A 15,338-nucleotide genomic window follows, 5' to 3' on the forward strand; every position below is an offset into this window, starting at 1 on the left:
GAGTGGTAGTTCAGTCGGTTAGAATACCGGCCTGTCACGCCGGGGGTCGCGGGTTCGAGTCCCGTCCACTCCGCCAGTATCCACGAAAGGCGAACTCCGGTTCGCCTTTTTTATTGCCCGCTGTTGTAAGATCGGGCGTTCTGTTTTTGGCACCCCTCACGCATGCTCGATTTCTTCCGCAATCACCAACGCCTGATGATGTTCATGCTCATCCTCGTCATTTTGCCGGGGTTGGGTTTTGTGGGTATTCAGGGCTTCCGCGGCTTCTTTGACGAAACTGCCAACGTCGCGAGTGTCAACGGTCACAAGATCACACGCGCGGAGTACGACGACGCGATGCGACAGCAGCTCGATCGCGCGCGTCAGATGCTCGGCGCGCAGTTCGACATGAAGACCTTCGATACGCCGGAGCGCCGTCGCCAGATGCTCGACGGCATGATCGAGCAGCGCGTGCTCGCCGACGAAACGCAGCGTCTGCATCTGACCGCGTCGGATGACGCCGTGCGCCGCACGCTGATGGCCGACCCGGTGATCTCGTCGTTGAAAAATCCCGACGGTTCGATCGATGTCGAGCGCTACAAGCAGTTGCTCGCCATGCAAGGCATGACGCCGGACCAGTACGACGAGCGCGTGCGCTACAGTCTGTCGATGCAGCAACTGCCCGCCGCGATCCAGGGCAGCGCGTTCACGTCGAAGACGCTCGCGCAACATCTGACCGAGCTCGCCGAACAGCAGCGTGAAGTGCAGGGCATCGCTTTCCATCCGCGCGATTACGCGGCGAAGATCCAGCCGACCGACGCGCAACTGCAAGCCTATTACGACGCGCATCGCAACGATTTCGCGACGCCGGCTACCGCGACGATCCAGTATCTGGTGATGTCGCCGGCCACGCTGGCCGCATCGGTTGCGCCGAGCGACGCCGATCTGAAGAAGTTCTACGAAGAGAACATCGCGCACTTCCGCACCGAAGGCCAGGTGCGCGCGAGCCACATCCTGATCGTCGCACCGAAGGACGCGAGCGCGGCCGACAAAGCGAAGGCGAAGCAGAAGGCCGAGGACCTGCTCGCGCAGATCAACGCACATCCGGACCAGTTCGCGCAGATCGCGCAGCAGAACTCGCAGGATCCGGGTTCGGCGCCGAAGGGCGGCGATCTCGGTTACTTCGGCCGCGGCATGATCGCGGGCGGCCAGGCATTCGACGATGCGGTGTTCGGGCTGAAGAAGGACGAAGTCAGCGGCATCGTGCAGACGGACTTCGGCTTTCACATCATCAAGGTCACTGACGTAAAGCCGCCGGTCACGACGCCGTTCGAGCAGGTGAAAGAGCAGATCGCGCGAGACCTGAAGACGCAGCTTGCCACCAAGGCATTCACCGAGGGCTCGGAAGGCTTCACGTCGCTGGTTTATGAAAAGGCGAAGAGCCTGCAGCCGGCCGCGGACAAGTTCAAGCTGCAGATCCAGACCGCGACGGTGACGCCGCAGCCGGATCCGAAGCTGCCGGCCGACAGCCCGCTGAACAATGCGAAGTTCCTCGCGGCCGTGTTCGCGAACGACTCGGTGACCGCGCGCAACAACACGCAAGCGATCGACGTCGGCAACAACACGCTGATCGCCGCTCGCGTCACCGACTTCAAGGCCGCAGCCGTGCCGGCATTCGACGCGGTCAAGGACGCGGTGCGTCAGCGCGTGATCGCCGCGCAGGCGAACGAAGCCGCGCGCAAGGATGGCGCCGCGAAGCTCGCCGAGTTCGAGAAGTCGAAGACGACCGCTGGTTTCTCGTCGCCGCTGAAGGTCTCGCGCAACGATGCGCAGGGCGTGCCGCCGGAAGCGCTGAGCGCAATCTACAAGGTCGATGCGCAAAAGTTGCCGGCCTATGTGGGCGTCGATCTCGGCGACGACGGTTACGCGATCTATCGTGTGAACCAGGTCGTGGCCGGCGCGCCGGTCGATGAGCACCGTCTTGCCGCCGCCCAGCAGCAGATCGCTCAGGTCGATGTACAGTCGCAAGCCGAGGCGTACGTGAAGGCGCTGCGTGAGCGCTCGAAGGTGAAGTTCTACGGCTCGGTCGACACCGCCGCGCAGACCGCGGACCAGTAAGTCGGACGAGTAAGCGGACGAGTAAGCGTTACTCGCCGTCAAAAAGAAAAGCCCCGCGATCGCGGGGCTTTTTTCATGCTGCGCCCAATATCGGCACGCTATTGCCGCTGCTGCGTCAGCCTCACAGACAACCGCTGATCGCGCCGGTCGCATCGCCGCCGGCGCCGCCGCTACCCGCGCGGAAGCCGACCCACGTGCCCTTGCCGGTGTACGACGGCCGTACCACCGCAGCCGCGCCGTTAGGCGGCTGCTGACCCGGCACGTAGACGTCCATCGCCTGATCGTTGGCGAGCGTGTTTTGCGAGACCACCTGTTGCTGCGACTTGTCCGCCCATTTCTGCGCGATGCAGCTGGCAACGGCGCGAGGCGCTTGCTGGCTTTGACCGACCGATTGAACGCCCGCGGGCGGTTGTGCGGCGCAAGCCGAGATGGCAACCGTCAAAGCGATGAGTGGTAAATATTTCACGTTATCTCCTCAGAAGTCGCTCAGGAATGAGCCGGGGGTGCGGGATTGCGAAGGCGTCGCTTCGGCTGTTGCGATCCGCGTCCCCCTAGTTCGGGAAACAAGTTGTTAGCAGGTTTTCAGTGCGGCGAACTTGTGCGAAGAAGTGGCTTCAGAGTGGGCCACACGTTGTTCAGTAGCACGGGCTGTGCCTGCTGGTTCGGATGAATCTGATCGGCCTGGAACATGTCCGGTTTATCCGCGATGCCGGCCAGCAGAAACGGCACGAGCGGCACCTTGAACTCCTTCGATAGTTGCCCGTACAGCCCGTGGAACTTTTGCGTGTAGTCCGGGCCGTAATTTGGCGGCACATACATGCCGACCAGTACGACCTTCGCGTGTCCCTGCTGCGCCTGTTCGATGATCGTGCGCAGGTTGTCCTCGGTGGTGGCGAGCGGCACGCCGCGCAACGCGTCGTTCGCGCCGAGCTCGATGACCACGATGCGCGGCTTCAAACGTTCCATCAACGCGGGCAGACGCGCGCGTCCGCCGCTCGTCGTATCGCCGCTGATGCTCGCATTGGCGACGCTATAATCGATGCGCTCCGCGGCGAGGCGCTGACGCATCAATGCGACCCAGCCCGTGTCGCGGGGCAGGCCGTATTCGGCGGAGATGCTGTCGCCGAGCACGACGATCACCGGCTTCGCGGGGTCCGGCGCATTGGCCGCATGAACCGGCAACGGCAACGCAACCAGCGCGGCGACCATCATCGTGGCGCCGCATGCAGCGCTCAGCGCCGCGGCGCGAGGGACGATGGCGCGCACTTTCAACCTACGCTTCACCATGCCAAACAGAACTGATCCAGTCATTGAAGTGCGGGGTTTGTGCAAGAGGGTTAAGGATGCAACGGGCGAACTGACGATTCTCGACGACATCGATCTGGAGATCGACGCCGGCAGCAGCGTCGCGATCGTCGGCGCATCCGGGTCGGGCAAGTCTACGCTGCTCGGCTTGCTCGCGGGATTGGACAGCGCGAGCGCGGGCTCGGTTCGACTGCTCGGCAGCGAGCTCGGCGAACTGAACGAAGACCAGCGCGCGGCGTTGCGCAGCGGCTCGGTCGGCTTCGTGTTCCAGTCGTTTCAATTGATGCCGCATCTGACCGCGCTCGAAAACGTCACGCTGCCGCTCGAACTGCAAGGCGGGATCAGCACGCGCGAGGCCGCGCAGCGGGCGCGCGAACTGCTCGAACAGGTCGGGCTCGGGCAGCGCACCGGTCATTATCCGAAGCTGTTGTCGGGCGGCGAGCAGCAGCGCGTCGCGCTCGCGCGCGCGTTCGTCACGCGCCCGGCGATCCTGTTCGCGGACGAGCCCACCGGCAGTCTCGATGCGGCCACCGGCCACGCGGTCATCGATCTGATGTTCGAGATGAATCGCGCGCATGGCGCGACACTCGTGCTGGTTACGCACGACATCGAACTGGCACGCCGCTGCGACAAGACGGTGACGATTGAAGCGGGGCGGCTCGCGTAACACGCTCCAGCTGAATAAAAAAAGCGGGCCGTAGCCCGCTTTTTTTATTGCCGCTTTATTTATTGGATCTAACGCGCACTCATATGCGCGCCACCCTCAACGCTTCAACGCCGCCCGCGCGCGCGCGATCAACGCCGACGTCGACGAATCGTGCTTGTTCGCACCGACGCTCGCCGCGGTCAGATCGGCCTCGACCACCTTGCCGAGAATCTTGCCGAGCTCGACGCCCCACTGATCGAACGGATTGATGTTCCATACCGACGCCTGCACCAGCACCTTGTGCTCGTACAGCGCGATCAACGCGCCGAGCGTGCGCGCGGTCAGCGCATCGAGCAACAGCGTCGCGGTCGGCCGGTTGCCGGGGAACACGAGGTGCGGCGCGAGCTCCGGCTTGTCCGGGCCGGCCACCTTCTTCGCTTCTTCGAGCGTGCGGCCGAGCATCAGCGCCTCGCTTTGCGCGAAGCAGTTCGCCAGCAGCTTCGGATGATGGCTCGCGAGCGGATGTTCGGGCGTGAGCACCGCGACGAAATCGATCGGCACGATTGTCGGACCCTGATGCAGCATCTGGAAAAACGCGTGCTGACCGTTGGTGCCCGGCTCGCCCCAGGTGACCGCCGAGGTCGGGTAGTCGACCATCGCGCCGTCCAGTCGCGCGGACTTGCCGTTGCTCTCCATTTCCAGCTGCTGCAGATACGACGGCAGGAAATGCAGCGCCTCCGAATACGGCGCGACCAGATAACTCTGTGAGCCGAAGAAGTTGCGATACCAGATGCCGATCATGCCGAGCAGCACCGGCAGATTCTTTTCGAGCGGCGCGTCGCGGAAATGCTGGTCCATTGCATTCGCGCCGGCGAGCAGTTCGTCGAACTGTTGCGGGCCGACCGCGATCATGATCGACAGACCGACCGCCGACCACAACGAATAACGGCCGCCGACCCAGTCCCACATTTCGAACACGTTCTCTTTCGCGATGCCGAACTTGACGACTTCGGCGGTGTTCGCCGACACGCCGACGAAGTGCTTCGCGAGCGCGCTCTCCGGGCAGCCCTTGCTGACGAACCAGTCGCGCAACGAGCGCGCATTGGTCATCGTTTCGAGCGTCGTGAAAGTCTTCGACACGATGATCGCGAGCGTCTCTTCCGGATCGATCTGCTGCATCACGTTGTACAGATCGGCACCGTCGACGTTCGACACGAAATGCGTCGAGATCTCCGGCGTGGCCAGATGATGCAGCGCGTGCACGACCATCTTCGGACCGAGGTCCGAGCCGCCGATGCCGATGTTCACGATATGGCGAATCCGCTTGCCGGTATAGCCGGTCCAAGCGCCGCTGCGCACCTGCTCGGCGAACGCGGCCATCTTCTTGCGCTCGGCCTGTACTTCAGCGAAGAACGGCGCGTTCGGATCGGTCGCGCGCAACGCGGTGTGCAGCGCCGCGCGGCCTTCGGTCGGGTTCACCACGTCGCCCGCGAACATCGCGTCGCGGCGCTTTTCGACGCCCGCTTCGCGCGCGAGTTGCACGAGCAGTTGCAGGGTTTCGTCGGTGATGCGGTGCTTCGAGAAATCGGCTGCGAGACCGCCGCCGGCGAACGTGAAGCGTTCGGCGCGGGTGGGCGCGGGATCGTTCTCGGGGGCGAACCAGTCGCGCAGATGCGCATCGCGAATCTTGTCGTAATGCGTTTGCAGCGAGGACCAGGAGGGGAGCGAGTTCTGGGTCATAGCGTCCGTCTAACCAAGGGGCACGAAGGAAGGCGCGCGCATCACGCGCGGCCGAGAATGATGCGATGCAGTCAGAGCGATGCTGCGCGGCCGGATTCGCGGTGGATGCTGGCGATCGATCCGGCGCGCGGCGCAGACAATCAGTATAGCGGGGATGCGTGACAAGCCGCCCGGTTAAAGCGGATAGAACAGACGGTTCAGCAAGGTCCGCACCATCGGCGCGAGTTCGCCGGCCGTCAGCCCGGCGGGACCCTGACCTTGGGCGGTCAGGGTGTCGGCGGCGAGGCCGTGCAGGTAGACGCCCGCGAGCGCCGCTTCGTAGCGCGGCAGATGCTGTGCGAGCAGCGCGCCGATGATGCCGCCGAGCACGTCGCCGGTACCGCCCGTCGCGAGCGCGGCGTTGCCGGTCGGGTTCAGCGCGAGGCGGCCATCGGGCGCGGCGACGATCGTGCCGACGCCTTTGAGCACGACCACGCTCGCAAAGCGCGCGGCGAGCGCGCGCGCGGCGGCGAGGCGGTCGCGCTGCACGCTGCGCGCATCGCTGCCGAGCAGACGCGCGGCTTCGAGCGGATGCGGTGTCAGGATGCAAGGATCGCCTTGCACGCCGCGCGCGGTCAACTCGGCGGCGAGCGCCGGGTCTTGCGCGAACAGGTTCAGCGCGTCCGCATCGAACAGCTTGGGGACATCGAGGGCCAGCACGTCGTGCAGTACCTTGGTCGCACGCTCACGCTGGCCCATCCCGCAGCCGATCGCGAGCGCGTCCATCTGGTCGAGCGGCAGCGTATCGACCGGGTGCAGCATCAGTTCGGGGTGAGGGGGATCGTACGGCGGAGCGCCTTCGCCGAGCAGCGCGACGTGGACTTTTCCCGCACCGCTGTAAAGCGCGGCGCGCGCCGCGAGGATCGGTGCGCCGCACATGCCGGTGTCGCCGCCGACCACCGCGAGACTGCCGAAGGTGCCCTTGTTGGTCGCGAAGTCGCGGGGCGGCATGAACGGGGCGAACAGTTCGGGCGCGTTCAGCTGGATCGCCGCGCGCGGGGCGGGGCGGGTAGTGCCGGCGTTGCCGTTAGCGCTGCCGCTGGCGTCGCCGTCGGCGGCAGTGCCCGCACCGTTGCCGTTGCCATTGACACCCTTGCTCAGCCCGATCGGCGCGACCGTCACCTGACCGGCCAGATCGCGCCCTTGTGCGGTAAACAGCCCCGGCTTCGCGCCGATGAACGTGATCGTATGGGTCGCGTGGACCACTGCCGCGCCAGCGCCGCCGATCACCGCGCCGGTGTCGCTATCGAGCCCGCTCGGCACATCGAGCGCGAGCACCGCGCCCTGGCTCGGCCGGGCCTTCGTGCGTTGCGACAGCTGCCTGGCGATTGCCGCGAACACGCCGTCGAGCTCGCGCGCGAGACCGATCCCGAACATTCCGTCGACGAGCCAGCCGTAGCCGTCGAGCGAGGCGGGCGGCGCTGTGTCGATCGGCACGCCCGCGGCGCGCGCGGCGTCGAGCGCCCAGCGCGCGTCGGCCGGTTTCACTTCGATTGGCATGCACACCTCGACGGCGATGCCGGCCTTGTGCAATTGCGTCGCGACCACGAGTGCGTCGCCGCCGTTGTTGCCGGGGCCGGCGGCGAGCCACACGCGCTGCTGCGACTTGATCACCGAGGTATCCGCGGCGATCCGTTCGAGCAGCCAGCGCGCGGCCGCGTGGCCGGCCCGCGCCATCAGCGTGTGTTCGGGCAGCGCCGCGGCCGCTTGCGCTTCGGCGATCCGCAGATCGGTCAGCGTCAGCAGCGGCAGCGCGCGCGGCGTGGAGGAGTCGAGTGGGTCGAGCAGGATCGGCAGCGAGTTGTCGGCGTCTGTCATGGCGGAATCTGGCGAGGCGCCCGCGGCGACGCGGGCAGTCGGGTGAATCGCTATGGTAGTGCCGATGGGCGTGCGCTGCGCGGGTGTTTCGCTGCGAGCGCAGCGAGGGGTGGGGACTTACCTGAAGCGTTCCGGCCGCAACGCCGCAAGCGTGTCGGCCGGCAGCGCCGGCGTCTGCCCCGACACCAGCTCGGCGATCAGCTTGCCCGCGCCGCACGCGAGGCCCCAGCCGGCCGGCCCGTGCCCGGCATTGACGAACAGCCGCGGATGCAGCGCATTGCCGATCACCGGCAAGCCATCCGGCGACAGCAGCTTCACGCCTTCCCACGGCAGCGCCGCGGAAATCCGCGCGGCGCCCGGAATCCAGTCGTGGGTCGCCTGGCCGAGCAGCGCGAGCGCCTCGCGGGTCAGCGCGTCGCCGAGCGGCTTGTCGACCTGGCCGGCGCTTTGCAGCACCGCGCCGCCGGCGATCCGCAGCCGGTGATTCATCCGGCTGACGCCGATCCGTTTGACCGCATCGACGATCGCCACATGCGGCGCGAATTCCTCGTGCGCGATCGGCGCGACCAGCGAATGCAGCCGCAGCGGATGCAACGGCAGTTGCAGCCCGGCGCGTTCGAGCAGTGAGAGGCTGCCGTAGCCGGCGGCGACCACGACCGCGTCGGCCTGGATCACGTCGACCTCGCGCGAGCGCGAGGCGTTCTCGCGCGGCGCCAGTTCGACCGCCGCGCGCTGGCTGTCGAGACGGATCGAGGTCGCTTCGCGACCCGCCATGAACTGCACGTCGCCCTGGTTATCGAGCACCTGCTTGATGAGCTTGGTGAACAGCGGGCAGTTGGCGGTGCGCTCGTGCTCGAACAGCACGCCGCCGGCGAATTCCGGCTCGGTCGGCACCGCATGCTCGAAGGCCGCGCATTCGGCCGGACTCAGCACGTGATGCGGCACTTCGAACTGGCGCAGCAGATCGAGCGCGCTCGCGCTCTGTTCCCATTCCTGCGCGGCGCGCACCAGATACAGGATGCCGCTCGCCTGTTCGAATTCGAGGCCGAAGCGGCCCTCGACGTCGGCCATCGCTTCGCGCGATGCTTCGATCAGCGGCCGTAAAAGGGTGTACTGACGCGTGAACGCCGCGGGTTCCTGCCACTCGGCCAGTTGCTTGACGAACTGCCGCGCGGCGCCGTTGAACCCGGCCTTGTTGATTACCCCGTTTTTCGCGTTGTGACGGCTCGCCATGAAGGTCGGGCCGAACCAGACGTCGAGCGGCGTCGGCAGCACGTTGCCGCCCTGGCCGTAAGTGGCGCCTTGCGCGACGGTCGCGTGACGCTCGACCACGCAGACCCGGTGGCCGGCCGCGCGCAACTGATAAGCGGTGGCGACGCCCGCTATCCCGCCGCCGATGACGATGACATCCATTGCTCTGATTCGATGTGCCGGCGGGCGGCTCGCGCACGCACCCGCTGGGTGTGACATGCGGCGCGCCGCGTTGCGCTACCTGTCTCGCGCGCGCCGATCTCGTGAAACGCCGCATGATAGCAGTCAAACCGCCCGCGCGGCCACGCGGCGGGCAGCGCGGGGCCAGCGGCGCGGTGCACGGAAAAGCCCCGGCCGACGCACCGCGAGGCCCGTTGGCGGCCCGTTCCCGGGGTATAATCCCGCACTTCCTTTCCGCCTCACGTCGCCTGCATGCGCGACTCCCCGGCATCATTGAGCGACGCAACGTCCAAGTCCCATGGCCCACTTCTCGTGTTTCCCCGGCGCTTCGGCCCTTTCCGATTTCCGTCAAACCCGTCTGCTCGAAACGCTTACGCGTATCGATCCGAATATCACCGGCGTGCGCGGTCAATACCTGCACTTCGTCAACGCGCAAACCCCGCTGTCCGCTGAAGACAGCGCGAAGGTCGAAGCGTTGATGCACTACGGCGATCCGTTCGAAGAGGGCAAGGAGCGCGGCGCGGCCGAAACCTTCCTCGTGGTGCCGCGCTTCGGCACGGTGTCGCCGTGGGCCAGCAAGGCTACCGATATCGCGCATCTGTGCGGTCTGACCCAGGTGCGCCGGATCGAGCGCGGCGTCGAGTACACGGTCGTGCTGAAAAGCGGCCTGCTCGGCGGCAAGAAGACGCTGTCCGACGAAGCGCGCGCGGCGGTCGCCGTGGCGCTGCACGACCGCATGACCGAAAGCGTCGCGCCGTCGCGCGAGCACGCAATGCATCTGTTCGACGAACTGCCGGCCAAGCCGCTGCAAACCGTCGACGTGCTGGCGAGCGGCCGCGGCGCGCTCGAAGCCGCGAACACGGAACTGGGCCTCGCGCTCGCCGACGACGAAATCGACTACCTGGTCGACGCATTCACGAAGCTCGCCCGCAACCCGACCGACGTCGAACTGATGATGTTCGCGCAGGCCAACAGCGAGCACTGCCGCCACAAGATTTTCAACGCCGACTGGACCATCGACGGCGAGAAGCAGGACATCTCGCTGTTCAACATGATCCGCAACACCGAGAAGCTCAATCCGCAGGGCACGATCGTCGCCTACTCGGACAACTCGGCGATCATGGTCGGCGCGATGGCCGAGCGCTGGTTCCCGCGCACGCCGGAGCAGGGCGACGCGAATCAGCTGTCCGAGCACTACAAGCGCGGCGTCGAGCTCACGCACACGCTGATGAAGGTCGAAACGCATAATCACCCGACCGCGATCTCGCCGTTCCCCGGTGCCGCGACCGGCGCCGGCGGCGAAATCCGCGACGAAGGCGCGACCGGCCGCGGCGCGCGTCCGAAGGCGGGTCTGGCCGGCTTCACCGTGTCGAACCTCGAACTGCCGGATGGTGTGGAGAGCTGGGAAAACGCGCGCGACACCGCGCAGCCGCTCGAACAGCGCAATCCGGCCGACCAGCACGAAGCGTACGGCCGCCCGGATCGCATCGCGTCGCCGCTGCAGATCATGATCGACGGCCCGCTCGGCGGCGCCGCGTTCAACAACGAATTCGGCCGTCCGAACCTCGGCGGCTACTTCCGTGCGTATGAACAAAACGTCGGCGGGGTCGTGCGCGGCTATCACAAGCCGATCATGATCGCGGGCGGCATCGGCAACATCTCCGACCAGCACACCCACAAGCACGATCTGCCGGAAGGCTCGCTGCTGATCCAGATCGGCGGCCCGGGTATGCGCATCGGCATGGGCGGCGGCGCCGCGAGTTCGATGGCGACCGGCACCAACACCGCCGAACTCGACTTCGACTCGGTGCAGCGCGGCAACCCGGAAATCGAGCGACGCGCGCAGGAAGTGATCAACGCGTGCTGGCAGCTCGGCGACAAGAACCCGATTCTGAGCATTCACGACGTCGGCGCGGGCGGTCTGTCGAACGCGTTCCCGGAAGTGGTCGACGGTGCAAGCAAGGGCGCGGTGTTCGAGCTGCGCAAGATCCAGCTCGAGGAAAGCGGTCTGTCGCCGCGCGAAATCTGGTCGAACGAAGCGCAGGAGCGCTATGTGCTGGCGATCGCGCCGGCCGATCTGCCGGCTTTCGAAGCGATGTGCAAGCGCGAGCGCTGCCCGTTCGCGGTGATCGGCACGGCCACCGCCGAGCGCCAACTGAAGCTGATCGACGCCGAACAGCCGGAAAGCACCCATCAGCCGGTCGATATGCCGATGGAAGTGCTGCTCGGCAAGGCGCCGCGCATGCATCGCGACGTCAAGCGGGTCGAACGTAACTTCCAGCCGGTCGACGTGACCGGCCTCGCGCTGGCCGATGTCGCACAGAGCGTGCTGCGTCATCCGACGGTCGCAAGCAAGTCGTTCCTGATCACGATCGGCGACCGCTCGGTCGGCGGCACGACCGCGCGCGACCAGATGGTCGGTCCGTGGCAGGTGCCGGTGGCCGACGTCGCGATCACGACGCTCGACTACGCGGGCTTCGGCGGCGAAGCGATGACGATGTCCGAGCGCACGCCGCTCGCGGTCATCAACGCGCCGGCGTCGGGCCGCATGGCGGTCGGCGAGGCGATCACCAACATCGCGGCGGCGCCGATCGCGTCGCTCGACAAACTCAAGCTGTCGGCGAACTGGATGGCCGCATGCGGCGCGCCGGGCGAAGACGCGGCGCTGTACGACACGGTCAAGGCGATCGGCATGGAACTGTGCCCGGCGCTCGGGATCGGCATTCCGGTCGGCAAGGATTCGCTGTCGATGCGCACCCGCTGGGAAGATCGCGGCGTTGAGAAGGAAGTGGTCGCGCCGGTGTCGCTGATCATCTCGGCGTTCGCGCCGGTCGAAGACGTGCGCAAGCATCTGACGCCGCAACTGCGCCGCGTCAGCGAAGTCGGCGAAACGGTGCTGATCGCGATCGACCTCGGCCGCGGCAAGCATCGCCTCGGCGGCAGTATCCTCGCGCAGGTCACGCAGCAGGTCGGCGACACGGTGCCGGACGTCGACGATCCGGAAGACCTGAAGCGCTTCTTTGGCGCGATCCAGTCGCTGAATCAGGACGGCAAGCTGCTCGCGTACCACGACCGTTCGGACGGCGGCCTGTGGGCAACCGTGTGCGAAATGGCGTTCGCCGGTCACGCGGGCGTGTCGCTGAACGTCGACATGCTGGTGCTCGACGCGAACCACGAATCCGATTTCGGCGATGCGAAGGACTGGGCGAAGCAGACCAGCGGCCGTCGCGAAGACCGCACGCTGCGCGCGCTCTTTAACGAAGAGCTTGGCGCGGTCGTGCAGGTGCGCGCGGCCGATCGTGACGCGGTGCTCGGCGCGCTGCGCGAGCAGGGTCTGTCGGCGTGCTCGCACGTGATCGGCAAGGTCAACGAGCGCGACGTGATCGAAATCTATCGCGATGCGAAGAAGGTCTACGAAGCACCGCGTGCCGAGCTGCATCGCACGTGGAGCGAGGTGAGCTGGCGGATCGCGCGTCTGCGCGACAACCCGGCTTGCGCCGATGCCGAATACGACGGTCTGCTCGACGCGGCCGATCCGGGCATCACGCCGGTGCTGAGCTTCGATCCGGCGCAAGACATCGCCGCGCCGTTCATCGGCAAGGGCGCGCGTCCGCGCGTCGCGATCCTGCGCGAGCAGGGCGTGAACTCGCATCTGGAAACCGCTTATGCGTTCGATCGCGCCGGCTTCGACGCGCACGACGTGCACATGAGCGACCTGCTGGCGGGCCGCGCGAACCTGGCGGACTTTGCCGGCGCGGTCGCGTGCGGCGGCTTCTCGTACGGCGACACGCTGGGTGCCGGCGAAGGCTGGGCGAAGACGATCCGCTTCAACGCGCAACTGGCCGACATGTTCGCGGCGTTCTTCGGCCGCGCCGACACGTTCGCGCTCGGCATCTGCAACGGCTGCCAGATGATGAGCAGTCTCGCGTCGATGATCCCGGGCGCCGAAGCATGGCCGAAGTTCACCCGCAACAAGTCGGAGAAATTCGAAGCGCGCTTCTCGCTGGTCGAAGTGCAGAGCTCGCCGTCGATTTTCTTCGCCGGCATGGAAGGCTCGCGCATTCCGGTCGCGGTCGCGCACGGCGAAGGTTTCGCGGATTTCTCGCAGCAGGGCGATGCGGCGAAGGTCGCGGTCGCGATGCGTTACGTCGATCACCGCGGTCAGGCGACCGAGCAGTATCCGTTCAACCCGAACGGCTCGCCGGACGGCATCACGTCGGTCACCACGGCCGACGGCCGCTTCACGGTGCTGATGCCGCACACCGAGCGGGTCCACCGCGCGGTGCAGATGAGCTGGCATCCGGAAGGCTGGGGCGAGGGCGCAACGGACGCAAGCCCGTGGCAACGCGTGTTCCAGAACGCGCGCCGCTGGCTCGGTTGATCGCGTAGGGAGTTGCCGCCTGTCTGGCGGCGGCTCCCAGCCGGACAACGTAGCAAAAGGAAAAGCCGCCCTCGGGCGGCTTTTTTATTGTCTGCGTGGCAGGAACGGATAGGCGTGAGACGCGCGTTTTGCGAACGCGCTTCATGGCGACCCGCTGACCGGCGAGAACATCATCGTTCTGCAAACACGCCGCAACAAAAAAGCCGCCCAAGGGCGGCTTTTCTACATCCGGAGTTCGGAGACTTACTGAATCTTCGCGTTCTTACGCAGACCTTCTTCGAACGCCTGCAGCTTTTCCTGCTGGATCTGCTGGACGATCTGCGCGCGCACCTGCTCGAGCGGCGGCGGCGTGACCGCGCGGATGTCGTCGACGCGGATGATGTGCCAGCCGAACTGCGTATGCACCGGCGTGTCGGTCATCTGGCCTTTCTGCAGATGCGTGGCCGCTTCCGCGAACTCGGGCACGTAGGCCTTCGGGTCCGACCAGTCGAGGTCGCCGCCGTTCTTGCCCGATCCCGGATCCTTCGAGTACTGCTTGGCCAGTTCTTCGAAGCTTGCGCCGCCCTTGATCTTCGCGATCAGGTCTTTGGCCTGCTGCTCGTTGTCGACGAGGATGTGGTGCAGATGGAATTCCTTGCCGCCGGCGTCCTTGACGAGCGCGTTGTAGCGAGCGGTGACTTCCGCGTCGGTCGGCTGGTTGGTCTTCACGAAATCTTCGATCAGCGCGCGCAGCACCACGGTCTGCTGGGCCACCGCGATTTGCGCCTTGATGTCCGGACGATTCGGCAGGCCGCGGCGCAGCGCTTCCTGCATCAGGATCTCGCGATTCACGAGTTCTTCGCGCACGGCCATCTGCAGCTGCGGCGTGTTCTGCTGGCCCTGATGAACCAGTTGTTCGATCAGCGCGTCGGCGCGCGACTTCGGAATCGGCGTGCCGTTCACGACGGCGATGTTCTGTGCGAATGCAGGTGCGGCCGCGAATGCAGCCAGCAATACCCAGAGGCGGGTTTTCTTCAAGGTCATCGAAAAGTTCCTAGCGGGGCAACAAAGCAAATTCTTCGGGCGTATACGCCGTGATGGCAAGGGCATGAATGCCGCGCTGCATGGCGTCGGCCAGCGCATCATACACCATGCGATGCCGCGCCACGCGGGGCTTACCGGCGAAAGCTACCGCCACGATCGTGACGCTGAAATGACCGCCGGCAGCCGCGCCGGCATGGCCGGCGTGCTGCGCGCTGTCGTCGCTGATGCGGATCGATTCGACCGGCGCGAGCGCGGCCATGAGGCGCGCTTCGATCAGCGCGGCGCGCTCGGCGGTCGTCGCGTGCATGAACAGGTCACTCATCTCATTCTTCCTTCATGTACTTCGACAGCCACAGACTCTGTCCGACGATAAACACCAGCAGGCAGCCGGTGGCGCCGAACAGCTTGAAATTGACCCATTGATCGGTCGTGTAGTGATACGCGACGAACAGGTTGAGCAGACCGAGCAGGACGAAAAAGATCGCCCAGATGATGTTCAGCTTGCCCCAGATCGCATGCGGCAGCGTGATCTGCTTGCCCATCATCGCTTCGATCAGGTTCTTGTTGAAACCGAGCTGCGACACCAGCAGCGCGACCGAAAACGCCCAGTACAGCACGGTCGGTTTCCACTTGATGAAGGTGTCGTTGTGCAGCACGAGCGTCGCGCCGCCGAACACGGTGACGACGCCGAGGCTGACCCACAGCATCGGGTCGACCTTGCGGTGGCGGAACGCCACCCACGCGATCTGCACCAGCGTGGCGACGATCGCCACTGCCGTCGCCGTGAAAATGCCCCAGATCTTGAAGGCGACGAAGAACAGGATGATCGGGAACAGATCGAACAGGAATTTCATTATC

Annotated in this window: 11 protein-coding genes; 3 read left to right on the forward strand and 8 right to left on the reverse strand. The window is 65.9% G+C overall.

Annotation, left to right across the window (positions count from 1 at the left end; all coding sequences use genetic code 11):
* The first annotated feature begins 162 nt into the window (after positions 1-162).
* Positions 163-2,097 (forward strand): SurA N-terminal domain-containing protein, encoded by a 1,935-nt coding sequence (locus tag BTH42_RS12080; RefSeq protein ID WP_075299482.1) that lies wholly within the window; start codon positions 163-165, stop codon positions 2,095-2,097.
* 121 nt (positions 2,098-2,218) lie between these two features.
* Here the strand turns inward: BTH42_RS12080 and BTH42_RS12085 are convergent, their stop codons facing one another.
* Positions 2,219-2,563, reverse strand: a complete 345-nt coding sequence (locus BTH42_RS12085; protein ID WP_075299484.1) for a hypothetical protein — start codon at positions 2,561-2,563, stop codon at positions 2,219-2,221.
* 116 nt (positions 2,564-2,679) lie between these two features.
* Positions 2,680-3,384: an arylesterase gene (locus tag BTH42_RS12090; RefSeq protein ID WP_075299486.1), complete on the reverse strand. Its 705-nt coding sequence runs from the start codon at positions 3,382-3,384 to the stop codon at positions 2,680-2,682.
* On the opposite strand from BTH42_RS12090, the gene BTH42_RS12095 reads away from it, so the two are divergent.
* Positions 3,383-4,069: an ABC transporter ATP-binding protein gene (locus BTH42_RS12095; protein ID WP_075299488.1), complete on the forward strand. Its 687-nt coding sequence runs from the start codon at positions 3,383-3,385 to the stop codon at positions 4,067-4,069. The two genes, BTH42_RS12090 and BTH42_RS12095, sit on opposite strands and share 2 nt — an antisense overlap.
* 96 nt (positions 4,070-4,165) lie before the next feature.
* Here BTH42_RS12095 and pgi read toward each other — a convergent pair whose 3' ends face one another.
* From pgi to BTH42_RS12110, 3 genes are all read right to left on the reverse strand, one after another.
* Positions 4,166-5,788, reverse strand: a complete 1,623-nt coding sequence (pgi, locus tag BTH42_RS12100) for a glucose-6-phosphate isomerase (RefSeq protein WP_075299490.1) — start codon at positions 5,786-5,788, stop codon at positions 4,166-4,168.
* 174 nt (positions 5,789-5,962) lie between these two features.
* Positions 5,963-7,645 (reverse strand): bifunctional ADP-dependent NAD(P)H-hydrate dehydratase/NAD(P)H-hydrate epimerase, encoded by a 1,683-nt coding sequence (locus BTH42_RS12105; protein WP_075299492.1) that lies wholly within the window; start codon positions 7,643-7,645, stop codon positions 5,963-5,965.
* A gap of 117 nt (positions 7,646-7,762) precedes the next feature.
* A complete protein-coding gene (locus tag BTH42_RS12110) occupies positions 7,763-9,058 on the reverse strand; it encodes an FAD-dependent oxidoreductase (RefSeq protein WP_075299494.1) in 1,296 nt (431 codons plus the stop codon).
* Between the two features lie 316 nt (positions 9,059-9,374).
* On the opposite strand from BTH42_RS12110, the gene purL reads away from it, so the two are divergent.
* On the forward strand, positions 9,375-13,457 hold the full coding sequence (gene purL, locus BTH42_RS12115) for a phosphoribosylformylglycinamidine synthase (protein WP_075299496.1): 4,083 nt from the start codon (positions 9,375-9,377) through the stop codon (positions 13,455-13,457).
* 243 nt (positions 13,458-13,700) lie between these two features.
* Here the strand turns inward: purL and BTH42_RS12120 are convergent, their stop codons facing one another.
* From BTH42_RS12120 to BTH42_RS12130, 3 genes are read right to left on the reverse strand one after another with little or no spacing between them, the layout of a single operon-like run.
* Positions 13,701-14,480 carry a peptidylprolyl isomerase gene (locus BTH42_RS12120; RefSeq protein WP_075299498.1) on the reverse strand — a complete coding sequence of 260 codons (780 nt, stop codon included), beginning with the start codon at positions 14,478-14,480 and terminating at the stop codon, positions 13,701-13,703.
* Between the two features lie 10 nt (positions 14,481-14,490).
* Positions 14,491-14,802 (reverse strand): BolA family transcriptional regulator, encoded by a 312-nt coding sequence (locus BTH42_RS12125; protein ID WP_075299500.1) that lies wholly within the window; start codon positions 14,800-14,802, stop codon positions 14,491-14,493.
* A gap of 1 nt (position 14,803) precedes the next feature.
* Positions 14,804-15,334 (reverse strand): septation protein A, encoded by a 531-nt coding sequence (locus BTH42_RS12130; protein WP_075299502.1) that lies wholly within the window; start codon positions 15,332-15,334, stop codon positions 14,804-14,806.
* Between the last annotated feature and the right edge of the window lie 4 nt (positions 15,335-15,338).

The organism is Burkholderia sp. SRS-W-2-2016 (assembly GCF_001931485.1).
Taxonomy (GTDB): domain Bacteria; phylum Pseudomonadota; class Gammaproteobacteria; order Burkholderiales; family Burkholderiaceae; genus Paraburkholderia.